This is a genomic window from Acinetobacter sp. FDAARGOS_558, from assembly GCF_003937785.1.
Taxonomy (GTDB): Bacteria; Pseudomonadota; Gammaproteobacteria; order Pseudomonadales; family Moraxellaceae; genus Acinetobacter; species Acinetobacter baumannii.
Genome location: NZ_RKJH01000001.1, coordinates 2,135,482 through 2,159,493, shown reverse-complemented (window position 1 = coordinate 2,159,493; position 24,012 = coordinate 2,135,482). Strand labels below are relative to the sequence as shown.

The 24,012-nt window shown below is 40.0% G+C and carries 19 protein-coding genes; 11 read left to right on the top strand and 8 right to left on the bottom strand.

The annotated features are described in order from the left end of the window. Positions 1 to 29: 29 nt before the first annotated feature. Positions 30 to 572 (bottom strand): cysteine hydrolase family protein, encoded by a 543-nt coding sequence (locus EGT34_RS10440; protein ID WP_000806364.1) that lies wholly within the window; start codon positions 570 to 572, stop codon positions 30 to 32. Between the two features lie 105 nt (positions 573 to 677). On the opposite strand from EGT34_RS10440, the gene EGT34_RS10435 reads away from it, so the two are divergent. Continuing rightward, on the top strand, positions 678 to 1,091 hold the full coding sequence (locus EGT34_RS10435) for an Lrp/AsnC family transcriptional regulator (RefSeq protein ID WP_001019408.1): 414 nt from the start codon (positions 678 to 680) through the stop codon (positions 1,089 to 1,091). 93 nt (positions 1,092 to 1,184) lie between these two features. Here the strand turns inward: EGT34_RS10435 and sfnG are convergent, their stop codons facing one another. Together sfnG and msuE are read right to left on the bottom strand one after the other, a co-directional pair. Next, a complete protein-coding gene (gene sfnG, locus EGT34_RS10430) occupies positions 1,185 to 2,297 on the bottom strand; it encodes a dimethylsulfone monooxygenase SfnG (RefSeq protein WP_000192760.1) in 1,113 nt (370 codons plus the stop codon). Between the two features lie 44 nt (positions 2,298 to 2,341). Further along, a complete protein-coding gene (gene msuE / locus EGT34_RS10425; RefSeq protein ID WP_000145859.1) occupies positions 2,342 to 3,079 on the bottom strand; it encodes an FMN reductase in 738 nt (245 codons plus the stop codon). 376 nt (positions 3,080 to 3,455) lie between these two features. On the opposite strand from msuE, the gene EGT34_RS10420 reads away from it, so the two are divergent. Next, positions 3,456 to 4,106 (top strand): response regulator, encoded by a 651-nt coding sequence (locus EGT34_RS10420; protein ID WP_001023261.1) that lies wholly within the window; start codon positions 3,456 to 3,458, stop codon positions 4,104 to 4,106. Between the two features lie 42 nt (positions 4,107 to 4,148). Here EGT34_RS10420 and EGT34_RS10415 read toward each other — a convergent pair whose 3' ends face one another. Continuing rightward, the gene (locus tag EGT34_RS10415) at positions 4,149 to 4,916 is read right to left on the bottom strand and encodes a hypothetical protein (RefSeq protein WP_001026735.1); all 768 of its coding nucleotides are present in this window, start codon (positions 4,914 to 4,916) and stop codon (positions 4,149 to 4,151) included. Between the two features lie 393 nt (positions 4,917 to 5,309). Then, on the bottom strand, positions 5,310 to 8,807 hold the full coding sequence (locus EGT34_RS10410) for a PAS-domain containing protein (RefSeq protein ID WP_001089746.1): 3,498 nt from the start codon (positions 8,805 to 8,807) through the stop codon (positions 5,310 to 5,312). Positions 8,808 to 8,990: 183 nt separating this feature from the next. On the opposite strand from EGT34_RS10410, the gene EGT34_RS10405 reads away from it, so the two are divergent. The 4 genes from EGT34_RS10405 to EGT34_RS10390 all read left to right on the top strand — a co-directional run bounded on the left by EGT34_RS10405 (position 8,991) and on the right by EGT34_RS10390 (position 14,033). Continuing rightward, positions 8,991 to 9,323 (top strand): DUF485 domain-containing protein, encoded by a 333-nt coding sequence (locus EGT34_RS10405; RefSeq protein ID WP_000372818.1) that lies wholly within the window; start codon positions 8,991 to 8,993, stop codon positions 9,321 to 9,323. 1 nt (position 9,324) lies between these two features. Further along, entirely contained in the window at positions 9,325 to 11,040 is a 1,716-nt protein-coding gene (locus tag EGT34_RS10400) for a cation acetate symporter (RefSeq protein ID WP_000871885.1), read from the top strand. 167 nt (positions 11,041 to 11,207) lie between these two features. Then, positions 11,208 to 11,900 (top strand): ion channel, encoded by a 693-nt coding sequence (locus tag EGT34_RS10395; protein WP_001256565.1) that lies wholly within the window; start codon positions 11,208 to 11,210, stop codon positions 11,898 to 11,900. 165 nt (positions 11,901 to 12,065) lie between these two features. Then, complete coding sequence (locus EGT34_RS10390) at positions 12,066 to 14,033, top strand: BCCT family transporter (RefSeq protein WP_001139475.1); 1,968 nt, start codon at positions 12,066 to 12,068, stop codon at positions 14,031 to 14,033. 59 nt (positions 14,034 to 14,092) lie between these two features. Here the strand turns inward: EGT34_RS10390 and omp33-36 are convergent, their stop codons facing one another. Further along, a complete protein-coding gene (gene omp33-36 / locus EGT34_RS10385; protein ID WP_000733005.1) occupies positions 14,093 to 14,992 on the bottom strand; it encodes a porin Omp33-36 in 900 nt (299 codons plus the stop codon). 992 nt (positions 14,993 to 15,984) lie between these two features. Between omp33-36 and EGT34_RS10380 the strand changes: the two genes are divergently transcribed. After that, positions 15,985 to 17,691 carry a GGDEF domain-containing protein gene (locus EGT34_RS10380; protein ID WP_000016109.1) on the top strand — a complete coding sequence of 569 codons (1,707 nt, stop codon included), beginning with the start codon at positions 15,985 to 15,987 and terminating at the stop codon, positions 17,689 to 17,691. 33 nt (positions 17,692 to 17,724) lie between these two features. Here the strand turns inward: EGT34_RS10380 and uvrA are convergent, their stop codons facing one another. Further along, on the bottom strand, positions 17,725 to 20,559 hold the full coding sequence (uvrA, locus tag EGT34_RS10375; RefSeq protein ID WP_000083357.1) for an excinuclease ABC subunit UvrA: 2,835 nt from the start codon (positions 20,557 to 20,559) through the stop codon (positions 17,725 to 17,727). A gap of 296 nt (positions 20,560 to 20,855) precedes the next feature. Between uvrA and EGT34_RS10370 the strand changes: the two genes are divergently transcribed. The 4 genes from EGT34_RS10370 (at position 20,856) to EGT34_RS10355 (ending at position 23,252) form a co-directional block, all read left to right on the top strand. Beyond that, positions 20,856 to 21,458 carry a TetR/AcrR family transcriptional regulator gene (locus EGT34_RS10370; protein ID WP_000826320.1) on the top strand — a complete coding sequence of 201 codons (603 nt, stop codon included), beginning with the start codon at positions 20,856 to 20,858 and terminating at the stop codon, positions 21,456 to 21,458. A gap of 3 nt (positions 21,459 to 21,461) precedes the next feature. Then, complete coding sequence (locus EGT34_RS10365) at positions 21,462 to 22,439, top strand: zinc-binding dehydrogenase (RefSeq protein ID WP_001256581.1); 978 nt, start codon at positions 21,462 to 21,464, stop codon at positions 22,437 to 22,439. A 65-nt stretch (positions 22,440 to 22,504) separates the two neighbouring features. Continuing rightward, positions 22,505 to 22,858: a DUF1304 domain-containing protein gene (locus tag EGT34_RS10360; RefSeq protein ID WP_000580165.1), complete on the top strand. Its 354-nt coding sequence runs from the start codon at positions 22,505 to 22,507 to the stop codon at positions 22,856 to 22,858. Between the two features lie 52 nt (positions 22,859 to 22,910). Then, a complete protein-coding gene (locus EGT34_RS10355; RefSeq protein WP_000263327.1) occupies positions 22,911 to 23,252 on the top strand; it encodes a GlpM family protein in 342 nt (113 codons plus the stop codon). Positions 23,253 to 23,301: 49 nt separating this feature from the next. Here EGT34_RS10355 and tenA read toward each other — a convergent pair whose 3' ends face one another. Continuing rightward, positions 23,302 to 23,976 carry a thiaminase II gene (tenA, locus tag EGT34_RS10350; RefSeq protein ID WP_000899418.1) on the bottom strand — a complete coding sequence of 225 codons (675 nt, stop codon included), beginning with the start codon at positions 23,974 to 23,976 and terminating at the stop codon, positions 23,302 to 23,304. Positions 23,977 to 24,012: the final 36 nt, after the last annotated feature.

Below are 24,012 nucleotides of genomic sequence, written 5' to 3'. Positions count from 1 at the left end.
CCCGATAGGGGCTTTTTTATTAAGCCTGTTTAAGATTTTGCTAGAAAGTCAGCAGTATTTTGTACGCTCGCAAACATACCAAGAGCAGCTAAAAAAGCAGTTTGTACATCTTCGGCTTTAACAGTTTTTCCGTTATGGCTTAAATCACGGGTCGCAGTGGCATCTCCAATTAAGATGGGTTGATAACCTAACTCTTTGGCTGCACGTGTGCCAGAATCAATACAAATATGTGTCATCATGCCTGTGATCACGAGTTGTTCAATTTGATGTGCTTTTAAAAGTTCTTTTAAATTGGTTTCTAAAAAACTGTTTGGATAATGCTTTGTCACGATTAATGAATCACTGCCAGCACTGAGTTCTGGATGAAGTAACACACCTTCAGTATTTTCTTGAAAGAAGCTGGCTTGTGGCGGGTTAATATGTTGCACATAAATAATCGGTAAATCTTTTTCATTAAAATATTGCTCGAGCTGTTTTATTTTATCGAGCGCTTGATCTGGTCCAACCAATTCCATTTTGCCATTTTTAAAATAATCATTTTGTACATCGATAACTAATAGTGCTTGTTTCATGAGAATACTCTTGTTGGTATAAGATAAAACAAGGTTATTCTCTGCCCGCAAAATCGGCTATAGTCCTATGAAAGCATTATCGCCAGTTTTCTTTCGTTATGAAAAATGAATATTGAATTAGACCCTATTGATCTAAAAATTATTGCATTGCTTAAGCAAGATTCTCGCTTAACAAATAAAGAAATTGGGCAGCGTGTTCATCGGACAGGACAGGCAGTAGGAGCGCGAATTGCTCAGTTAATGGATGCAGGCTTTATTAAAAATTACACCATTGCTGTGCAATACAGGCATAAACAATTTATTCATTTGCATTTAAATGAACAACGCTCCTTTGAAGAAATTGAAAATTTAGTGAAGCAATATGAACAAATCGATGAGTGCTTTAAAGTTATGGGTAATGCTTGTTATATGATCGTTAGTCATTTCGAACCAGCAGAACTCAATGCTTTTATTGAAGTCCTCTCAAAATGGTGTCGTTACTCAGTTGAAACTGTCATTCGAGAAGTAGAGAAAGCTTAAAAAAAATAAAAGCTCCAAGCCGAGTCTTGGAGCCAATATGTCTTTATTTTTATTTATTGTTTTTATTGTCTTGCGCTGTTTTAACTGGAGGTTTTAGGCTGATTTAGCTTGAATTTCTACCTCCTTTTCCTGTTGTAGTTCTAACTGACGAACGAGCGGCAGAACTTTTTCACCAAAGTATTCCACCTCTTCAATAAAGTGTAAGAAACCGGAAAGAACCAAATCGACACCTACATTTTTAAGCGCCACAATCCGCTCTGCAATTTGCTGAGGTGTACCAATTAAATTGGTTTTAAAGCCATCGTTATATTGAACTAAATCTTCAAAAGTTGATTTTGCCCAGTTGCCTTCTTGTTCTGGTGAAGCAGCACCCGCTTCGCGAGTTGCATCGCCAAACGCATTTACTGCTTCAGTGTTGGCTTTATCAATAATTTCTTGAAGTACCGCTTTTGCTTCTTCTTCGGTATCTCGAGCAATAATGAAAGCGTTCACCCCAATTTTAACTTGATGGTTATTGGCTTTTGCTTTGGCTCGGATATCTTCGACTTGTTTTTGAATTTCTTCTACAGTATTACCATTGGTGAAATACCAGTCAGACACACGAGAGGCCATGTCACGTGCGGCACGTGAACTACCACCTTGAAAGACTTCAATATACGGTTTTTGCAGAGGTTTCGGCTTAAGAGTGTAATTATGAAATTGGTAATATTTACCATCGAAACTATAGTTATCTGTGGTCCAGATTCCTTTTAACGTGCGAATAAATTCTTCAGAGCGAACATAACGCTCATCATGCTCGGGCCATTCTTCGCCAATCGCATCAAACTCACCTCTGAACCAGCCACTTACCACATTAATGGCAATACGGCCTTGAGTTAGATAATCAATCGTCGCGAGTTGTTTAGCTGCAAGTGCCGGTTTCCAAGGGCCGGGCAGAATAGCCGCAATCACTTTAAGTTTCTCAGTTTTTGCAAGTAATGCATGACTGAAACTCACAGATTCATGCTGGTTTTCTGCCCCGTACCCTGCCGTAAAACGAATTTGGGTGAGCGCATATTCAAAACCATTGTTTTCGGCAGCCTGTGCAAGTCGAACATTGTAGTCATAACTCCAGTCTGTACGCTGTTCGATGTTACTTACGACAAGGCCACCGCTTACATTTGGTACCCAATAAGCAAATTTAATTGGTTGTTGTAATTGCGTCATGGTGCTCTCTCCCCATTCGTTATTTTTATTTAGCTATATTGCGCTTAGGCAACATGCGTTAATGATTTACCGGCCTTATGATGCAAACGAGATTCTGCTGCATCGAGATTTGGTACAGCTGCTGAAGGCAATACTTCTTCTTGCTCAATTTGCTTGTTAATACCGAGCTCTTGATTCGCTTGCTGAGATTTAGGTTTAACCACTTCAGCACGTTTACCTTTCGCTGGCGCCCATTCTAAAATTGGCAATGCACGCGCTACGGCTAGCGTAATACGGTCAGATAACTGTTCACTTTTCACCGTATATTCAGGAGTAAAGTCGCGATCTGTTGCGTATACGCCAATTGGTAAAGTTTGTGCCTGAAAGAAGCTAAACAATGGGCGAAGCTGATGTTCAAGTACGAGTGCATGACGATCACTACCACCTGATGCAGCTAAAAGTACAGGTACATCTACTAATGCAGTTTGTTCAACGAAGTCAAAAAAGTGTTTGAAAAGGCCTGTAAAAGAAGCACGGTAAACAGGCGTACCAACAATTAAGGCATCTGCTGCTTCAACCGCTGCAAGGTCATCTTGTACGCGCTGTGGAAGCTGGTTGCGATAAAATGCGCCGCCTAATAAGGGCCCGATTTCACTCAATTTAATAAAGTGAACTTTAATATCAATTGCTTCAGATAACTCATCAAGAATGGCCTGAACCAGACTTTCGGTTTTAGATGGCGTATTCAAACCACCAGAAACAGCAACAATATTTAAGGGTTTTGATGATGTGATACCAGTCATGATTTGGTTCCTAAGCCTAAAAAAGAAGATTGGACTTATTAATCAACAATGCTGGCGAACTGTAAAATAACGAAATTGGTCAACCTTATCAGTTTTAAATATAAAACCCGAATAGTTGATTTTTATCATTAAATAGTGAGTTAAATAACTGTTTTTATTTTATATAATTATTGATGATATATTTTTTAGAATAAAAATAAAGCTTATATAAAAAACAGATTAATTTTGATTAAAAGGTAAAAAACATCCGAAAATCGAAGCAAAGTTCTGTATTTAACAACATTTTGCATAAAAATGGATAAGATGAGCATATCTTTCATCTAAATAGTAGGGTTACAATAGGTCATACTTATGCTCAAGATTACTTTAATCGCTTATGAATATTTTAATCGTTGATGATCATCCTTTGTTTCGTCATGCTTTGATTCAAGCAGTACGTTATAGCCTGCCGCAGGCACAAATTCATGAAACAGCTTCGGTTGATGAGTTTTATGAGCGTTTGGAAAATGGGGCAGAACCTGATCTGGTATTACTCGATTTAAACTTACCGGGTGCTTCAGGCTTTTCGGCTCTGGTCTATGTAAGAGCACAATATCCATCTATTCCTATTATTGTGGTTTCTGCACACGAAGAAGCGTCAATTATTCAACGTGCAATTGCGCATGGTGCAATGGGTTATATTCCTAAATCGGCTCATCCAAGTCATATTGGCGAAGCAATCCGTCAAGTGTTAGATGGGGAAATCTGGTTGCCGCCAAACTTGCCATCGAATATTAATCTTGACCCGAGAGCGGCAGATGAAACTGCTTTGGCTGAACGTATTCAGTCGTTAACGCCTCAGCAATTCCGAGTTTTGATGATGGTTGCAGAAGGTTTATTAAATAAACAAATTGCTTATGAACTCGATGTTTCAGAGGCTACCATTAAAGCGCATGTAACGGCTATTTTTAGAAAACTAGGCGTACAAAATCGTACACAGGCTGTATTGGCAATTAGTGCATTAAATATTGAAGATAAAAAAATCTAAAATAAAAAAGACCTCAATTGAGGTCTTTTTTATATGTTCCACTTAGGCAAGGCAATCTTGCTTAGGTGTTAGGCTGTCGCAGTACAGTGGGTTAAGCGCACATTGCAAATCATCAATTTGTTCTTGGGTCACATAGCCTTTGCTTTTTAAATATTCAGCTACGCGGTCATCACGCAAGCTTAAGAAAGCCGCATCATAAACACCTAAATCAACAAAGAGAGCTGCGGTTTCTAGGCTATTGAACCGATCAAGGAAAATATCATTGCCATACATTAAGAAGATATGGTCAAGTTTTGCTTTTTCATCTACATGCAAACGTTCAGCAAGTTGATGTGGAGGTGTCTTAATAAACAGCAAGTCAGAAAGCTCATCGAATTGAGTCATATCTAACTGGTTTTCTCCAAGTTTGACATGACCAAGCCAAGCCTTGAAAACCAGAACAGCACCACCGCGTAGAAGCATACTCCAGATTTGATGGCGTGTTTCATGGTCAAGGTTTTCACTTTCAGCAGTAAGAACTTTTAAGAAGTTCTCTTCTTGTTGGGCTAATTTATCAAATAAACCCAAGCCTTGCGGATGATAAGCAGCAGGCGCAAATACATCAAAATTTAGATCATGAAATACATTGAGTGCGAGAGGTACAGCACACTGATAAATAGTATTGAGTGCTTTGATATGTGCTTCGCTAAGCTTGCTATGCGGAAAAATACTTTGCCAATCTAACTCAGGAAGTAAGGCATTGGCACTGTATTGACGATAAAATTGTTGAGACGAGAGTTGCCCTTGGGGGGTGTTATCAGAAATATTCATGGCAGTTATCCTTTGCATTCATTCTAGAGCAGTGAAGCTATATAGATTGGAAATCGATTTGATAATTCGTTATACAATTTAAAAATTCGTTTTGAATATTTATGTGTCATGAAGAATGCAAGTAGAATACGACTAAAGTCGTATAAGGTGATTTTTTGTAAATAATTTTATATAAAAACAATGATTTACTAAATTGTAACTAAGTATACAAGTGTTCACTTACAAAAAAGGTGGGCTTTGCCATAGAAAAAAAGGTATTGGAAATTTTGGTCAATGATTTACTGGGTAAAAGTAGACTTTTTGAGCAGTTCTGCCTATTGGCTTAAATTCAGTCAAACATTTTTGCCAAGAACCGCTCCCCAAACTTATCAAAGGTTGGGAAGCGATAAATGATTAGTCTGTCGTGCTAGCAATTTTAAGCCCAGATAACCATGCTCTTAATGAAGCAGGTTTTAACGGCTTTTTGAGTAAAACAATATTCAGTTCTTTTAATTGCTGCGGTAACTCTGGGTGCGAGTCCGCTGTAATTAAGGCAACAGGAACATCTTCTTGACGATTTTGAGTAATAAAATCAACCCCAAGTTGATTGTGGTTTAAATGCTGGTCAATGAGCCAAACCTGAATATTCTCTTTTTGAATAATTTCTAGCGCCTGTTCAGGTTCAGTCGCTTTGAAAACTTGATAACCCCATCTTCCTAATAAACTACTCATTCCTTCAAGAATAGTTTCATCATTGTCTAGGCACAAAATACGGTAGGCTTTAGTTTTTAAAGGTACGGCTTGTACAGCTGGTGTTGCAACTTTTGGTGGCTCGACAATAGGTACTTCAATCATAAAGCATGAGCCTTTGCCCAACTCTGAGTAAACATGAACAGGGTAATTTAGCAAACCTGTCATACGTTGTACGATGGCAAGTCCTAGCCCTAAACCTTGTTCACCCCAAGGTGATAAATGCCCACAGCGCTCAAACTCTTGGAATAGCTTAATCCGTTGTTCTTCGGCAATACCAGGTCCAGTATCCCAAACCCCAATTCGAATATGTCCAGACTTCTGCGCAGAGCGGAGTACACCCACCACCACTCGACCTTTGGCGGTATAACGCAAAGCATTACTGACAAAGTTTTGGATAATACGACGAATCCACTGCGGGTCGGTATCAATCCAGAAAGACACATCGTGGACTTTCAGTGAGATATTTCGCTGAGCAGCGATCGATTTAAACTGCAACTCAAGATCACTGAGTAAATCATGCAACGGATAAGGTTGTCTTTTTGGCTGTATGGTGCCGCCTTCCAAACGCGCAATATCGAGTAGGGCAGAGAGCATACTTTCTGCTCCATAGAGTGCTCGGTCAAGTTGTTGTAGGGTCTGGCGGTCTTCTTCGGTCGAAATACTTTGCTCAAGAACGGTACTAAACAGACGAGCAGCATGCATAGGCTGTAATAGATCGTGACTTGCCGCGGCAATAAATCGACTCTTTGACATATTGGCCATATCGGCTTGTTCACGTGCAAGCTGTTGTTCAGTTAAGGCATCGGCAAGCTGTTGTGTTCTATCTTTTACGCGGGCTTCAAGCACGGCTTCGTTCGCACGGAAGGCCGTAATATCGGCAAATGTCGTTACAAAGCCTCCACCTGCAATCGGATTTCCTCGCATTTGAATTACACGGCCATCTTTACGAATACGTTCAAATTCGTGAGCACTTCCCACTTTCATCCAGTGAAGACGTTTACGCACATGTTCTTCAACTGAACCGGGGCCACATTCACCGCGCTCGGCGTTATAACGAATGAGGTCGGCAATTGGGCAGCCCACATAAACGAGGTCTTTTGGATAACCAAACAGTTTTAAATATTGGTTGTTCCAAGCGACCAAACACATATTTTTATCAACCACGCTTACCCCTTGGGTCATGTGGTCAATCATGGTCATAAGAAGGTTCTGATTAAAACGTTGCCACTGCGATGCTTGGTCTAAAATATTAGCCACTTGCCCTAAAGCGAGGCCGTTATTAATCATTGCTGTTGTGAGCAACGTACGTGCAGAAGCGGCACCGATAATACCGGCCAGATATTGCTCGGTAAAACGCCACCACATGCCATTGGCAATACTATTCGGGTTGAGGGTGAGGTGATTTTGCTCACAAAAATTTTCGAACGCTTGCGTAGTGGGTTGCTCACCCGTAATTCTTTTGGCTAGGGCAAATAAATCACCCACTTTTAAGCGGGCCGCATCATGAGGAAGATAGGTTAAATCAGTAGATGTGTGCGGTGATGGTAAAGGCTTTGTTTCATAATAAAAGAAGCTTTCTGCCTGAATTTGCTCAGCGACGCTTGGCCGATAAATTTTTGAAATCCAGATATATAAAACAATATTTAAACCGAGTGACCAAATAACACCGTGAGTTAAAGGTGCAAATGACTCAAAACCAAATAAAGATTCCGGGCGTAGGGCATTAATGCTGAAAGGACCGAAAAGTAAAATACTTTGAGCAGTTTCCTGATAGGCTTCAGGCAAGCTACGTAAAATAGTTGGAAATAGTAATGTATAACTCCACATTAAAAATCCAATAATAAGTCCTGCATAGACGCCTTGACGGCTTCCGCCACGCCAATACAAACCACCAATCAGTGCAGGTGCAAACTGTGCTACAGCACTAAAGGCCAATAAGCCGAAAACTGAAAGTTGGTTAATGTCATTAAAGAAATGGAAGAATAAAAAGCCAAGTAGCATCACCGCAACAATACTGATACGGCGGCTAAATTTAAGAACTTTAGGTAAATGCTTATCGTGACGTGACAGCAACTTAAATCGCCATAGAGCAGGCATAATCAAGTCGTTACTGAGCATAATAGACAATGCTACTGATGACACCAGTAACATGCCTGTTGATGCAGAGAACCCGCCTAAAAAGGCCAGTAAGGCCAGCCACTCTTGGTTATAACTTAAAGGCAATGACAGTACAGCCACATCAGGCACGGTCAGAAACTTCGGTGCGGCATGTAAAGCCCAGCTTGCAATCGGAATAATGGCAAGAATAGTTAAAATGAGATAAACCGCGAACCATTTACGGGCACCACGAATATGCTTCTCATCGCGTAGCTCGACCACAGCCACGTGGAACTGACGTGGTAAGCAAATAATGGCTAAGCCCGCCAATAATGTTTGAATCCAGAAGGTTTCGGGTACACCAAAGAGCTGAACTTCCTGAAAAGTTTGGTTTACATCAGAGGTCATTTGGCTCAGGTTGGCCGGTGATTCAAAAATAAAAAATAAAGCGACACAAAGTAAGGCAAATAACTTCACAAATGATTCAAATGCAACCGCAAGCATGAGGCCGCCGTGTTGCTCCGTGTTTGCAATCTGCCTTGTACCAAAAATCATGGCTAAAATCGCAAGCACACTGGTGAGCAATAACACACTGTTGGTCGTCGTATGAATATGCGAGCTTTGCTCCATAATGACCGAGGTACTTAACGCAATCGCACGGAGCTGTAACGCGAGGTAGGGGATAATCGCAATAACTGCAAGAATAGTCACCAACGATGCGAGTACACCACTTTTACCATAGCGTGCCGCGACAAAGTCAGCGATTGACGAAATCGCATGATGCTGACGAACTCGACCTAGACGCCGCCAGATGTCATAACCAAACCAGACAAATAACAGTGGACCTAAATAAATAGGTAAGAAGATGACGCCTTCACGTACGGCAGCCCCAGTTGCGCCATAGAATGTCCATGAGGAACAATAGACACCTAAAGTTAAGCTAAATAAAAACATACGGCCACGCGTGCTAAGACGACTGGCATGCTTCTCACCAAAAAAAGCACAGACAAATAAAAGCGCAATATAAAGAGTGAGCACCCCAATAATCAGCCAGCTGTTCATATGACCTACATAAGTGAAACCTTATGCCTATCATAACCCAAGCCGAAACAAAGCTATAAATTGATTAAATTTTAACGACCAAAGTCTAAGTTACGACTGAGCTGGAATCTTGCTAACTTTAATAATGAAAAAATACATTAAAAAAAAGTGACCAAGGTTGGGCACTATGTAAGGAGTTTGGTTATGGATCAAAGCCAAGTAGAACAGATTCTACGTAATCCAAAGTTTCAAAAAATGGTCAAGAAAAAAAGTGCATTAAGCTGGACGCTCACAATCATCATGTTAGTGCTTTATGTGGGCTTTATGCTACTTGTGGGCTACAACAAAGAATTTTTGATGAGTTCCTTTAGTGGTGGTGTAACGACATGGGGGATCCCGCTAGGTTTAGGAATTATTGTTTTATCTTTCCTACTTTGTGGTGTGTATTCCTATATCGCAAATAATACCCTTGACCAATTGAGTGAAGAAGCGTTGAAGGAAGTTGAAGCCATCACGCATGAGAAAGGACTACACTAATATGAAATGGAATTCATTAAAAGCGAAAGCCTTATTGGCAGCAGCATCGCTATATTCAACTGTTGCTATGGCAAGCCCGGACTTAGGTGAAGCAGAACAGCAAGCCACCAACTGGCATGCCATTATCATGTTTATCATCTTTGTTGGCTTTACCTTGTTTATTACCAAATGGGCGGCTAAACAAACTCAATCGGCGCAAGACTTCTATACTGCTGGTGGTGGGATCAGTGGTTTCCAAAACGGTTTGGCGATTGCGGGTGACTATATGTCAGCAGCGTCATTCCTTGGTATTTCTGCAATGGTGTTTAGCTCAGGTTTTGACGGCTTGCTCTATTCACTCGGGTTCATGGTTGGTTGGCCAATCGTTTTATTCTTGGTGGCAGAACGCTTACGTAACCTTGGTAAATATAACCTTTCAGACGTAGTGTCATTCCGTCTTGAAGAAAAACCAGTTCGTACTTTAGCTGCTTTCAGCTCGCTTGTTGTAGTCGCGTTCTATTTGATTGCACAAATGGTAGGGGCAGGTCAGCTCATCAAACTATTATTTGGTTTGAACTATAACATTGCAGTTGTGATTGTCGGCTTGCTCATGATGGCATACGTGATTTTCGGCGGAATGCTAGCAACCACATGGGTACAAATCATTAAAGCAGTGATGTTATTAAGTGGTGCAACATTCATGGCCTTTATGGTGATGAAAGCGGTTGGTTTCAGCTTTAGTAACATGTTCACCCAATCAATTGAAGTGTTCAGTAAAGTTCATGATGTAAGCTTTGAAGATGCTGCAAAAATTATGGGACCAGGTAAACTTGCCGCAAACCCGATTGATGCCTTATCTCTTGGCTTGGCACTCATGTTTGGTACAGCAGGTCTTCCACACATTCTTATGCGTTTCTTCACGGTAAAAGACGCAAAAGAAGCTCGTAAATCGGTTGTCGTTGCAACAGGTTTTATTGGTTACTTCTATCTTTTAACTTTCATTATTGGTTTCGGTGCGATCCTTTTCGTATCAAACAACCCGCAATTCCTTGATGTTGCGAAAATGGCAATGACCGGCAAACTTGAGCTTGTTGGTGGTAACAATATGGCAGCCGTGCATTTAAGTGACGCTTTAGGCGGTGACTTATTCATGGGCTTCATTTCAGCAGTAGCGTTCGCAACGATTCTTGCAGTTGTTGCTGGTTTAACACTTTCAGGTGCATCTGCGATCTCACACGATTTATACGCTAACGTATTTAAGAAAGGTCAAACCACGCCAGCTTCAGAGCTTCGCATGTCAAAAATCGCGACGCTTGGTTTAGCAATCTTTGCCATGATTTTAGGTATTTTGTTTGAAAAGCAAAACGTAGCATTCATGGTAGGTTTAGCATTCTCTGTAGCGTGTTGTGCAAACTTCCCAATTCTTGTTCTTTCAATGTTCTGGAAAGGTTTAACAACTCGTGGTGCGGTCATTGGTGGCGTAGTTGGTCTTGTAACAGCGGTTGTACTCATTATTCTGTCTAAAGCAGTATGGGTAGATACTTTAAAAATCTCTGATACCCCAATTAACCCGTTCAATGGTCCTGCATTATTTGCAATGCCTTTGTCGTTCCTTTGCTGCTGGTTCTTCTCGGTAACTGACAGCTCAGCACGTGCGAAAAAAGAACGCGCTTCTTTCGACGCTCAATATGTTCGTTCAATGACAGGTATTGGTGCTTCTGGCGCATCAGATCACTAATCAAAATATATTGAACATCTCAAAAAAGCCCTACGGGGCTTTTTTTATTTATCTCATTAAGTGTATTGAAAGAAGCTCCTTAATAAAGAACAACTTGTTTATCCTATTTTTTGTACAGTATGATTTTCTATAATCCAAAACATAATGAAAAAATGGAAAATAATTAAATGCGATCTATCATTGAATTCTGGTCGAGCTTTCGATTGTTGCCTTCTGCATGGCTGCTGTTGGTGCAATTCATTTTACTTATTCTGGCTATGCTGACTTTTGATAATGAGGCTTACAGGACCTTAACTTGGGCGCTAGGGGTACTTGCATTACTCATTATTGCTAAAGTTATTCGCCAAACACCCATGTTCACTTTTCTCGGTCTCGCATTTGTCAGTGGGGCAATTATAGCTTCGGTCTTTATTTTATTAGGCTATAGCAATTTAACCATCCAGATTTTTGCCCATAGCTGTGAAGCCTTAGCTTACTTTTCGGCTGCTTATGGTTTATTTCGCTATATGTTTGCCGACCGATATTTAACCCGCGATGAGTTGTTTGCAGCTGCCGCAGTTTTTACCTTGCTGGCTTGGGGATTTGCATTTTTATATAACATTTGTCAGTTACTCATTCCTAATAGCTTTCAAAATCCAAACCACATCCATCACTTACAAACTTGGTTAGATTTACTGTTTTTAAGCTTTAGTTTGCAGTCCGCTACGGGACTGTCTGACTTAATGCCCCTTAGTCCACCAGCACGTGTTTTAGCGATGTTACAGATGTTTTGTGGAGTGATGTATTTGGCCCTAATAGTCACGCGTTTAATCGCTTTACAATATATCAAGCACACGCCTAAAAAGAATTCTGATAAATAAAGAAGGAGGTGTTTTAATTTATTTACACCTTTGTAACTGCAATATTATTTAAGTTTATTTAAAGTATTATCGGCTTTCTCTATTGAAAGATAAAACTTTGTTCATTCCTGAATGTCTTTATTGGCTTTAAGCCTGTCATTTTCATTAAAATAACATGGAGGATTTATGCCTTCCAAACAAGCGAGTTGGTTCGCAAATGTTAATCCCAATGTCTTTTTGGGTACGGTCATTATTATTGCTTTGTTCTTAGCAGTTGTTGTGATCGCTCCGAGTTCTTTTGAACTTCTCACGCAACAGTTAAAGCAGTGGATCACTGATTCTTTTAGTTGGTTCTATGTCTTATCGGTTGCCTTCTTTCTTATCCTACTCATTTATATTGCCTGTTCTGCGATTGGACGTATTAAATTAGGTCCTGACCATAGCCAGCCCGAATATAGTAACGGATCATGGTTTGCCATGTTGTTTACTGCGGGTATGGGTATTGGCTTAATGTTCTTTGGTGTGGCTGAACCTGTCATGCACTATGTCAACCCACCAAGTGGTGAGCCACAGACAATTGAGGCAGCACAACAAGCTTTACGTGTAACCTTTTTCCACTGGGGCTTACATGCATGGGCAATTTACGCCGTGGTCGGTTTAGCATTAGCTTATTTTGCTTATCGGCATAATTTACCGCTAAAAACCCGTTCAGCACTGTATCCACTAATTGGTAAAAAGATTTATGGACCGTGGGGCGACAGCATTGATATATTTGCGACCATTGGTACGGTATTTGGTGTAGCGACTTCTCTCGGTTTTGGTGTTACCCAGATTAACTCTGGTTTACATTATTTATTCGGTGTTGAGCAAAGCACTACTACTCAGGTTTTACTCATTATTTTTGTGAGTATTCTCGCTTCATTATCTGTGTTCTTAGGACTAGATAAAGGGGTCAAACGTTTATCAGAGCTAAACTTAATATTAGCTTTAATATTATTAGTATTCGTTTTTATCGCTGGCCCTAGTATTTATTTACTTCAGACCACTATTCAAAACACTGGGCAGTATATCTCTAACCTTTTTACCATGACATTCAATTTATATGCTTATCAGCCGAATGGATGGATTGGGGGATGGACGATTTTATATTGGGCTTGGTGGATTTCTTGGTCGCCATTTGTAGGTATGTTTATCGCAAGGGTTTCACGTGGTCGTACCATTCGAGAATTTATTGTCGGGGTACTCCTCATTCCAACAGGCTTTACCATTATCTGGATGGGCTTTTTAGGAAATGCTGCGTTATTTAGCATTATCCATGAACATCAAACCACTTTGATTCAGGCTGTTCAGCAAGACTCGTCAGTTGCTCTATTTGAGTTTTTAGGACACTTGCCATGGTCAGGTGTCATGAATATTCTGGCGACTATTTTGGTGGTTTTATTCTTTGTGACTTCTGCTGACTCAGGGGCATTGGTTACTGACTACTTAACAGCAAAAACAGAAAATTCACCTACTTGGCAGCGCCTGTTCTGGACAGTACTTATGGCGGTGCTGGCTATTATTTTACTCTTGGTGGGCGGTCTTGCGGCGCTTCAGTCTTCAATCATTATGAGTGCGTTGCCTTTTACCGTAGTCATGCTGTTAATGAGTTGGGGCCTAATAAAAGCCTTGCATCTTGATGTCACTAAAATGATAGCAATTCAAGAGGCTCGCATTACACCACGCGCCATTCATAACCCTAGAAGCTGGCAGCAGCGTCTTGGTTTAATCATGCATTATCCTCATAGTGAAGAAGAGGTGAAGCAATATATTGAAAAGCAGGTTTCACGTGCTTTTGAAAATATTCAGCATGAGTTTAGACGCCGCCATCTTGAGGTGTCGATTAGTGAAGTGGAAGATGGTATGCAGCTTCGAGTCGATCATCATCATGAAATTAATTTTATTTATAAAGTTGTTTCACGTGAAACAGTACCCCCAAGTTTTTTAATTGGTCGTACAGAAGCAGAAGACGGTCAGTATTTTCAAGCCGAAGTGTTTTTAAGAGAAGGTGGACAGAACTATGATGTAATGGACTGGACTCAGGAAGATTTGATTCAGGATATTATTGATCAGTACGAACGTCATTTACATTTCTTAAATATCGTACGCAGTTAATAGCCATAAAAAAAGGACTCAATTGAGTCCTTTTTTTTTAATTCAATTTCTAAATTAAATTAGAAACGGAATTTAGCATTTAAGCCGATAGTTTGTGTATCGTAGCTAGACTTTTTAACGTCAGCTTTCATGTAAGATGCACCAACTGCTAAAGCAGGAGTGATGAAGTAGTTTACGTTACCACCCCAAGCTTGGCGGAATTCACCAAGGTCATTACCTTTGATGTCAGCTTCGCCATCGTTACCAACGAAAGTAGCGCCAACACTTAACTTAGGAGTTAAGTAAAGGTCAGTTTTTAAACCGTATTGGTTTTCTTGACCGAATGCACCAGCAGCTTCAAAACCGATTGCCATGTTAGTTCCATCGATTGGACCAACATATTTAGCACGTGCTGTAACAGCATCTTGGTCGTTTTGGATAGCAGCAGTTTGGTTAACAGCAGAGTAGATACCGTTACCGATGATACCGAAGTTATCTAAAGCGAATTGGTTAGCAACACTTGTATAACCAACAGTCATTAAGAAGTTAGGTAACAACATAGCACCAACTTCTAATGCATAACGGTCACCGTTGTCATCTTTAGAGAAGTTGTTTTTACCATCAACATCAGTGTGGTTGTAAGTTGCGCTAGCATATACAGGAAGGTAAGGAGTTGGAACGTATGCCTCACCTTTAACACCGTATGTACCAATGTGGTAGTTTACGTTGTTTTGGTCATATTGTTGATAGCTATAACCTAAAGACACGCTAGAAGCTTGGTTTAAGAAAGCTGCTTCAGCTAAAGGACCCTTAGCTGTATCAACATTTTTCAAATAGAATGTACCAGCAACGTCACCAGTGAAGTTTTTATCATTTGCAGTTGTGTCAACATATTCAGATTGACCTTGAACTTCAAATTGATAAGCATGAGCACCGGTCATGGCTAATAATACAGCAGTGGCTAAACCAAGTTTTTTCATAATCATTTCCAGCATTAACAAGAGATAAAGCTGGGGTCATTGTATTGTAACAATTTATGAAGTCAATAATAGATGAAACGTAATGTTAAGGAAATTTGACACTTATGTTAAAAATGGTTAAAAAAACAACAATTGAAGTGTATTATGTCAACCTGCTAAAAAAATGAACATTAACAAGAGTCTAAACCTTAAGTTTCATAGGGAATTGACACTAAATAGTTTAAAAATAATTACATTTACAATTGGAAAAAGCGATTTTATTAATCGGTTTTAACGTTAATTTATTTGTCGACTTGTTTAATAAATAGCCACTCAAACATTATTCTTTTTTCAATTTTGCTGTATTTTGAGTAATAGTTAACACTATTTCGATAAGTTCATCTAAATAATCTATCTATTTTGAATTATTATATAATTGAATAAAGCAAAGAAAATATGTTTTTAAACTAAAAAAACGATTAAAAAATTAATTCTGATCAATTTAATCAACTTTACAAAATTAGAGATAAGTCACACAATTCAATTGCAAAGTTCACTATCTAACATTTTTAGAGTTGGAAGTGCTTTCCCAGATACGATGTGTTATCACATCAGACTTTACGAGCTCAGCTTTCCCCAAGGTTGAGCTTTTTTTTATCTATAAGAAAACATTAATATTTATTAAAAAAAATACATGAAATTTCTTCTATTGAGTGTGTATAAAAAAGAACCCAGCTGAGGGCTGGGTTTAGGATGCTGGGAGAAACATCCAAGAGGAAAAAGAAGCTAATTATAGGATTGCGAAATTTACATCATCTGTAAAATGGAGTTTTGCTATAGCCATCATTTGCTCTTTCGATCAAATTTTTAAGAAATAGAAAAGATGAAAGCGTATATTGCGTTAATCGAACTTTGTTGCTGAACTTCTGTTCAGTAAAGTGCTAGGATGCGGATTAATTACTTCATTCTATAGTAGTGATCATGGTAGGACATTTACGGAGTACCAGCTAGAAATGTCAGGATTACGTTCAGAACATATCAGTAATCGACTGTTTTTCTTCATGTTGGTCATTATTTTGTCCTTACTGTTTATGGCGGTTCCGCTTATTGTCAGCAGTTATCAAGAGTACTTAAAAACTAAACAGGCTTTGGTTGAAATTAAAAGCTTAAGATCAATTGCTGAAGTTGCAAATAAAGTCTCTAAAGAACGTGCGCCCGCAAATAAATTAATGTCGAGTAACGCTGCCGACTTTTTAAAAAATCAAAAAAACTTAAAAGAATATCGTCTCTCTGTTGATCGCCAACTTAATGAAACTATTCATATTTTAAAAGAAGAAGGTTATACCGATTTAGCAAATACTTTAGATACTAAATTTAGAGATGATTTAAAACAGGCGCGTGCTGTAGTTGACTATTATGTTGCAACTCCTGAACAAGCGAGAAGCTCTATACAATTCGATAATGCAATTTTGGCTATGTTTGGAGCTTGGGATAGCTGCCGAGAAGTTTTACAAAATTTGATGCTACAGTTAAAAAGTAAAGATAGCCAAATTAACAATTACTTTACTTTGATTGTGGTGTTGACCGATATGCGGGATCAAGCTGGTCGTACCGCATCTAATGTTATTGCGCCTGTGACCTTTAAAGAAACTATACCTAATGATAATAGGGCGCGGTCTTTGCAGACTCAGCAGCAAGCACGCTACTTATGGGCACTTGTAGACACACTACAGTCAGAGCAAGCTAAAACTCCGGAATATCATCGCCTTTACTCAAGGGTTAAAACTGAATTTTTAGATAAAGGCGTACCTATTGTGGGTCAGCTTTTAGATGAAAGCCAAAAGCACCAAGCCTATCATTTAAATGGAACAGAACTGACAGACCAAATCGTTGATAAATTTACCACGGTTATTGATTTGCAAAAGTTTTTACTTAATAAAAGCGTCTTGATTGCATCTCAAGAAAACTATTTGGCAAAAAAGAAGTTTTTCCTTACTTTGCTCATTTCAAGCATATCCTTAGCAGCAGCTTTACTTACACTAATTTATGCAAAGAGAAGGGTGTTTGAGCCTCTTATTCAGGCCCGTACCTTAATTCTTGATTTATCTCATAGCACAGATTATCCAATAGATGAGTTGAAACCTAAAAAAGGAGAATTTATTTCGTTGTTCGAAGCTATTGATCGTTTACAAAGGATGCTCAAGCAGCGAGATGCTTTTGAATTCCAGCTTAAAAATATTGCCAATACAGATCCATTAACGGGTGTATCCAATCGTTTGGCTTTATCTGAGTATTTAAAAATTGTTGAGAGTTACCCTCAAAAATTTTCTCAAACTTGTTTGATGATTATTGATATTGATCGCTTTAAACACGTGAATGATCAATATGGTCATATTGTGGGTGACCAAGTGATTCGGCGTATCGCAGATCAATTAAAAGCAAATGTACGGGCTTCTGATTTAATTGTTCGTTATGGTGGTGATGAGTTTTTAATTTTGTTAGAACAAGTGCAGTTTTTAGATGCACGTCTCTTGGCCGAAAAAATTCGTATTGCGATTTCTTTAGAGGAAATTGATCTATCTGGTACACAAGAAAAATTGCATGTATCGGTCAGTATTGGGTTTGCGATTGGAGCGACAAGCTGGATGGAGTTATTAGAGAACGCTGATCGTTCACTCTTAAGAGCTAAAGCTCGGGGACGAAATGTAGTAGAGGGATAAAAAAAGCCGGAAAATAAATTCCGGCTTTTTGTTTTATTGTTTCAACATCGGTTTCAAGAAGCGACCAGTATGGGAAATCTCGACCTCGGCTACTTGTTCAGGTGTACCTTCGGCAATGATCATACCACCGCCCGAACCACCTTCTGGACCTAAGTCGACAACCCAGTCTGCTGTTTTAATGACATCGAGGTTATGTTCAATCACCACAATGGTATTACCCTTGCTGCGTAGCTCATGCAAAATATCGAGTAACTTGGCAATATCATGGAAATGCAGACCTGTTGTTGGTTCATCCAAGATATAAAGCGTTTTACCCGTATCACGTTTTGCTAACTCACGAGCCAGTTTGACACGCTGTGCTTCACCACCAGATAAAGTAGTAGCCGCCTGACCTAAACGAATATAGCCTAGACCTACCTGAGTTAAGGTTTCTAAACGACGGTGAATAACTGGAATAGCACTAAAAAACTCAGCAGCATCTTCAACCGTCATTTCTAAAACATCAGAAATGTTTTTGCCTTTATAACCGACTTCAAGTGTTTCACGGTTATAACGTTTGCCATGACAAGCATCGCAAGGTACATACATGTCTGGTAAGAAGTGCATTGCGACTTTAATCATACCGTCGCCTTCACACGCTTCGCAACGTCCGCCTTTTACGTTAAACGAGAAACGACCCGCACTATAACCACGAGCTTTCGCTTCTGGTGTTTGAGCAAATAACTCACGAATTGGCGTAAATAACCCTGTATACGTTGCAGGGTTAGAACGTGGAGTACGGCCAATTGGGCTTTGGTCAATATCAACGACTTTATCCAGATGTTGTAGACCATCAATTGAATCAAACTTTTCAGCGGTTAAGGTCGTTGCACCGTTGAGCTGTGTTGCAGCCAGTGGGAGTAACGTACGGTTAATCAGTGTTGATTTACCTGAACCTGAAACACCCGTGACACAAGTCATAATGCCAAGTGGGATGGTTAAATCGACATTTTTTAAGTTATGACCCGCTGCACCTGAAAGTTTAATTTTTTCTTCAGGTTTAGGTGGTTGAGTTCGCTGTTTTGGCACTTCAATTTTGAGTTTGCCTGAAAGATATTGACCTGTGAGCGAGTCGGCATGTTTAGCCAGCTCATCATACGTACCTTCAGCAATGACAACACCACCATGCACGCCAGCACCAGGGCCGATATCAATAATATGGTCAGCTGCACGGATTGCATCTTCATCATGTTCAACGACTAATACCGTATTGCCCAAATCACGTAAGCGAATTAGCGTTTGTAATAAACGGTCATTATCACGTTGATGGAGACCAATTGATGGTTCATCAAGGACGTACATGACACCCATCAAACCTGCACCAATTTGCGAAGCTAGACGGATACGCTGGGCTTCACCACCCGATAGTGTTTCGGCAGAACGAGCCAGACTTAAATAGTTCAGGCCAACACTCACCAAGAAATGTAAACGCTCACGAATCTCTTTAAAGATTTTATCTGCAATTTCACCTTTGGCACCTTCAAGGTTTATACCTTGATAGTAACTTTCGGCATCTCCAATCGACATGCGGGTAATGTCAGCAATGGTTTTATCTTTTACACGAACATGACGTGAAATTTCATTGAGACGTGAACCACCACATGCATCACACGCTGCATTAGAGAGATATTGTGCTAAATCATCACGTACATAGTTACTTTCAGTTTCACGATAACGGCGCTCAAGGTGAGGCAAGATTCCCTCAAACGGTTGTACGCGAGTATGTTTACGGCCGCGTTCATCGATATAACTTAAATCGATTTTTTCTTTGCCAGTACCTTGTAAGAATTTCTTTTGCGTGTCTTTATCTAACTGATTCCAAGGTGTATCAAGTTGAAAACCGAAATGGTCGGCAACTTTTTGCAGCATTGAATAGTAATAAGGACGTTGACGATCCCAACCACGAATAGCACCTTCACTAATTGCAAGCTCAGGGTTAGGAATGAGCTTTTCAGGGCTAAAATGGCTACGTGTACCTAAGCCATCACAGACAGGGCACGCACCAAACGGGTTGTTAAATGAAAATAAACGTGGCTCAAGCTCTGCGACTGCGCGATCACATTCAGGGCATGAGTGCTTTGCAGAAAAGACGCGATCAGGGTGTTCGCCATTCATCCATGATAAAACAGCAATATCACCACCTAAACGCAGTGCGGTTTCAAATGATTCAGCAATACGGTTGCCTAAATCATCACGTACTTTAAAGCGGTCAACAACGACTTCAATGGTATGTTTTTTCTTTTTGTCGAGTTCCGGTGGTGTATCAATATCAATGATTTCACCATCAACACGGGCACGAACGAAACCTTGACCTTGTAGTTGTTCGAACAAGTTGCTGTATTCACCTTTACGCTCACGAACAACAGGGGCAAGCAACATAAGTGCTGTACCTTCCTCAAGGTTTTTTACCGCATCGACCATTTCAGAAACAGTTTGCGCAACCATAGGTAAGTCGTGTTCAGGGCAATAAGGCGTACCGACACGTGCATAAAGCAGACGCAAATAGTCATAAATTTCGGTAATCGTACCAACCGTTGAACGTGGGTTATGGCTAGTAGACTTTTGCTCAATCGCAATGGCTGGTGATAAACCTTCAATCGAGTCAACTTCAGGTTTTTCCATTTGCGATAAAAACTGACGGGCATAGGCCGAAAGTGATTCGACGTAACGGCGCTGTCCTTCGGCATACAAGGTATCAAAGGCAAGAGAAGATTTTCCTGAACCTGATAGCCCCGTAATTACCACAAATTTGTCGCGTGGAATATCGAGTGACACATTTTTTAAGTTATGGGTGCGTGCGCCTCGAATACGGATATGACTTTGGCTCATAAAACATCTCAATTGTGTATTGATGAAAATTTAGGTGTTGAGTGATCAGCCGCAGGGAGGTGTGACTGGTTATAAACAACAGACCCTATATATGATAACGATTTAAAATTGTTCAAGTGGTATAAAATGATTTAAAGCGACAAATTGTGACGGTTAAACGACAAACGACAAAATTTGTTTAATTAAGCAGGTTGTATTTTTAACATTCCTCATTCTACATTTCTACTCTAAGCAAATTTTAACCAGCAACATAATTTTACTAGACGACTGGTCTAATAGTTGTTTATGATGAATGCATGAAACGATTAAATAAAAGCGAAACCACACGACAACACATTTTAGATACCAGTTTTGAACTGGTGCTACATAAAGGTTTTGTCGGTGTTGGTTTGCAAGAAATTTTAAAGGCTTGTGACGTACCTAAAGGTTCATTCTATCACTACTTTGCTTCAAAAGAGGCGTTTGGCTGTGCGTTGCTCGAGCAATACATGGCCAATTATAAAGTCCGTATGGAACAGCTTTGGCAGCACAGTGAGCAAAGTGCCCATGCCCGTTTAATGGCTTTATGGCAGGCGTGGATTGATGATCCGGTCCATGGTAGCTGGGCTGAAAACTGCTTGATTGTGAAATTGGCAGCCGAAGTTTCGGACTTATCAGAAGATATGCGTCAAATTCTAAATGACGGTGTGCACAAATTAACGCAGCGTCTAGCTTTGCTACTCAAAGAAGGGCAACAAGAAGGATCAATTCCAAAACATATTGAACCTTTGAAAACTGCGCAAGTCATGTATCAGCTATGGTTAGGTGCTGCTTTACTTACAAAATTGTCGCAAGACAAAGCACATCTACATCTAGCCTTAGAAACCACTCAACAACTCTTAAAACCGATAGAGGAATAAAGCATGCGAAGTATTATCCATCGTAATTTTGGCGAACCTGTAGACGTTTTAGAGCAGGCGGATATGCCAAAGCCTGAACCAAAAGCAGGCGAAGTGCGTATTAAAACCATCATGTCTCCGATCCATAATCATGATGTATGGACAGTACGCGGAAGCTATGGCTATAAACCAACCTTACCTGCGATTGGTGGCAGTGAGGCAGTTGGTATTGTAGATGCGTTGGGTGAAGGTGTTGAACATGTACAGGTAGGGCAACGTATTGCTGTTGCGGCTGTGCATGGCAGTTGGGCTGAATACTTTATTGCGCCTGCTCAAGGTATTATTCCACTCAATAATGAAATTGATGATGAAACTGCAGCACAGCTGATTGGTATGCCAATTAGTGCTCTCATGCTACTCGACTTTGTAAATGTTCAACCGGGTCAATGGCTCATTCAAAACACGGCAAATGGTGCAGTCGGTAAAACAGTTGCCATGATTGCACAGGCACGTGGCTTACCTGTGATTAATCTGGTTCGTCGTACTGATGCAATTGCAGAAATGCAAGCATTAGGTATTCAGCATGTTGTTGCGACTGATCAGCCGAACTGGAAAGAGCAAGTTAAACAGATTCACGGCGACCAACCTCTTATTGCCGGTGTGGACTCGATTGGTGGAAGTGCAAGTGGCGAAATGCTGCACTTACTCAGTGAAAATAGCCTGCTCGTTTCGTTCGGTAGTATGACTGGCGAAACCATGCAGATTTCATCGGGTGATCTAATTTTCAAACAAGCGACAGTAAAAGGTTTCTGGGCGAGTGTGGTTAATAAAGAAATGCCAGCAGCTCGTAAAAAGGAACTGATCGTTGAGCTGCTAACATTAGCGACTCAGAAAAAATTAATCCTTCCTGTAGAAGGTGTATTTAGTTTTGATGAGATTAAAACTGCCGCTCAAAGAGCAACGCAAGGTGCTCGTCAAGGCAAAGTGTTGTTAAAACCGTAACACATTAAAAGATCAGTCGAGAGACTGATCTTTTTTCATATCTTTAAAATAAAAAGGAAAATTGTATGATCGGACAAATATTGATTGCGCTTATCGCAATATTACATGTCTATATTTTAGTGTTAGAGATGTTTTTGTGGGACAAACCTTATGGCATGAAAGCCTTTGGAAATAATGCAGAAAAAGCAAAACTCACCAAAGTCATGGCACAGAACCAAGGTCTTTATAATGGCTTTTTAGCAGCAGGTTTATTTTGGTCTTTATTGGCTGATGCGCCATTTGCAACATCAATTGCCAACTTCTTTTTAGGCTGTGTACTGATTGCTGGTATTTATGGTGGTCTGACTGCCAGTAAAAAGATTATTTATATTCAGGCGGTTCCGGCATTGATTGCTTTAGTCGCTGTTAATTTTCTTTAAAAAGCGCAAAATACAGCGTTTTGAAATGAATATGACCAGATAGGATCAGCGCATGTGGGCGTTATTTTTAAAGTGTATGTTGGGGGCCGGGGTTGTCCTCATTATTTCGATTTTATCGAAAAGTAAGGCATTTTATATTGCGGGTTTAGTCCCGCTTTTTCCAACCTTCGCTTTAATTGCCCACGTAATTGTTTTTCAGCAAAAGGGAGCTGAGGCATTACAGAAAACGGCTTTATTTGGTTTATGGTCACTGATTCCTTATGCCATTTATTTAGTTGCTGTTTATGTGCTGGCAACGCGTATGTCGATGTGGTCTTGTTTAGGAGTCGCAACACTATGCTGGGTTGTGGCTGCTGCAGGTTTGATTTACGGCTGGCAATTGTTTCAAAGTTAAATTAAAGACTGACCATTTAACGAACTAAATGGTCAGAACTCATCTTATTTTAGATCTGATCTAAACCTAACCATTGTCTTTGATGGTAGGCACTATCCCAAAATAACCATTCAAGTTTTGCACCCATGGTATAGGCTGCATGCATTTTCTCTAAAGTATCTGCATCACAACGTGCGGCAACTTTATCTACCGTCGCAATCACATTACGAACGGCGGTATGGAATTCTTCACCTGCGTAGGTATCAATCCATGCCTGATAAGGATTGTTCGGGACAGACTTACTCACAATGTCTTTACCGACTTCGGCATAAATCCAGAAGCAAGGTAATAGAGCCGCAAGTACAACAGGGTAGCTTTCAGACCAAGCAGTTGCCGTCAAAAATGAAGTGTAATGATGTCCTGCCAAGGTCAATGGGGTATTTTTAAATTCTTCTTTAGTTACCCCAAAATTTTTCATAAAGTCGTCATGCAAACTGCGCTCGACCACAATTGCAATTTTAGCTGCATCAGAAAACTGCATAATATCGTCAGCATCAAAAGCTTTAGCTGCTGCAACAGCCAGCACACGGCCATAGGCCACTAAATATTGAGCATCTTGAATAACATAATGACAAAAAGCTTCTTTATCTAAAGTACCGTTAGCAAGTTCCTGATTAAAAGGCAGGTCGAGAATTTTTTGATATAAATTTAAATTACGTTGCCAGAGTTCTTGAGAAAAAAGCATAAAAACATTCCATTTAAAATAAGACAGCTAAACCCG

Coding starts and splice junctions, on each gene's coding strand:
- tenA (WP_000899418.1), bottom strand. CDS start 23,976: ATGCTTTTTTCTCAAGAACTCTGGCAACGTAATTTAAATTTATATCAA.
- EGT34_RS10415 (WP_001026735.1), bottom strand. CDS start 4,916: ATGAATATTTCTGATAACACCCCCCAAGGGCAACTCTCGTCTCAACAA.
- EGT34_RS10400 (WP_000871885.1), top strand. CDS start 9,325: ATGAAATGGAATTCATTAAAAGCGAAAGCCTTATTGGCAGCAGCATCG.
- EGT34_RS10370 (WP_000826320.1), top strand. CDS start 20,856: ATGAAACGATTAAATAAAAGCGAAACCACACGACAACACATTTTAGAT.
- EGT34_RS10420 (WP_001023261.1), top strand. CDS start 3,456: ATGAATATTTTAATCGTTGATGATCATCCTTTGTTTCGTCATGCTTTG.
- omp33-36 (WP_000733005.1), bottom strand. CDS start 14,992: ATGAAAAAACTTGGTTTAGCCACTGCTGTATTATTAGCCATGACCGGT.
- msuE (WP_000145859.1), bottom strand. CDS start 3,079: ATGACTGGTATCACATCATCAAAACCCTTAAATATTGTTGCTGTTTCT.
- EGT34_RS10435 (WP_001019408.1), top strand. CDS start 678: ATGAATATTGAATTAGACCCTATTGATCTAAAAATTATTGCATTGCTT.
- uvrA (WP_000083357.1), bottom strand. CDS start 20,559: ATGAGCCAAAGTCATATCCGTATTCGAGGCGCACGCACCCATAACTTA.
- EGT34_RS10405 (WP_000372818.1), top strand. CDS start 8,991: ATGGATCAAAGCCAAGTAGAACAGATTCTACGTAATCCAAAGTTTCAA.
- EGT34_RS10395 (WP_001256565.1), top strand. CDS start 11,208: ATGCGATCTATCATTGAATTCTGGTCGAGCTTTCGATTGTTGCCTTCT.
- EGT34_RS10390 (WP_001139475.1), top strand. CDS start 12,066: ATGCCTTCCAAACAAGCGAGTTGGTTCGCAAATGTTAATCCCAATGTC.
- EGT34_RS10365 (WP_001256581.1), top strand. CDS start 21,462: ATGCGAAGTATTATCCATCGTAATTTTGGCGAACCTGTAGACGTTTTA.
- EGT34_RS10440 (WP_000806364.1), bottom strand. CDS start 572: ATGAAACAAGCACTATTAGTTATCGATGTACAAAATGATTATTTTAAA.
- EGT34_RS10410 (WP_001089746.1), bottom strand. CDS start 8,807: ATGAACAGCTGGCTGATTATTGGGGTGCTCACTCTTTATATTGCGCTT.
- sfnG (WP_000192760.1), bottom strand. CDS start 2,297: ATGACGCAATTACAACAACCAATTAAATTTGCTTATTGGGTACCAAAT.
- EGT34_RS10360 (WP_000580165.1), top strand. CDS start 22,505: ATGATCGGACAAATATTGATTGCGCTTATCGCAATATTACATGTCTAT.
- EGT34_RS10355 (WP_000263327.1), top strand. CDS start 22,911: ATGTGGGCGTTATTTTTAAAGTGTATGTTGGGGGCCGGGGTTGTCCTC.
- EGT34_RS10380 (WP_000016109.1), top strand. CDS start 15,985: ATGTCAGGATTACGTTCAGAACATATCAGTAATCGACTGTTTTTCTTC.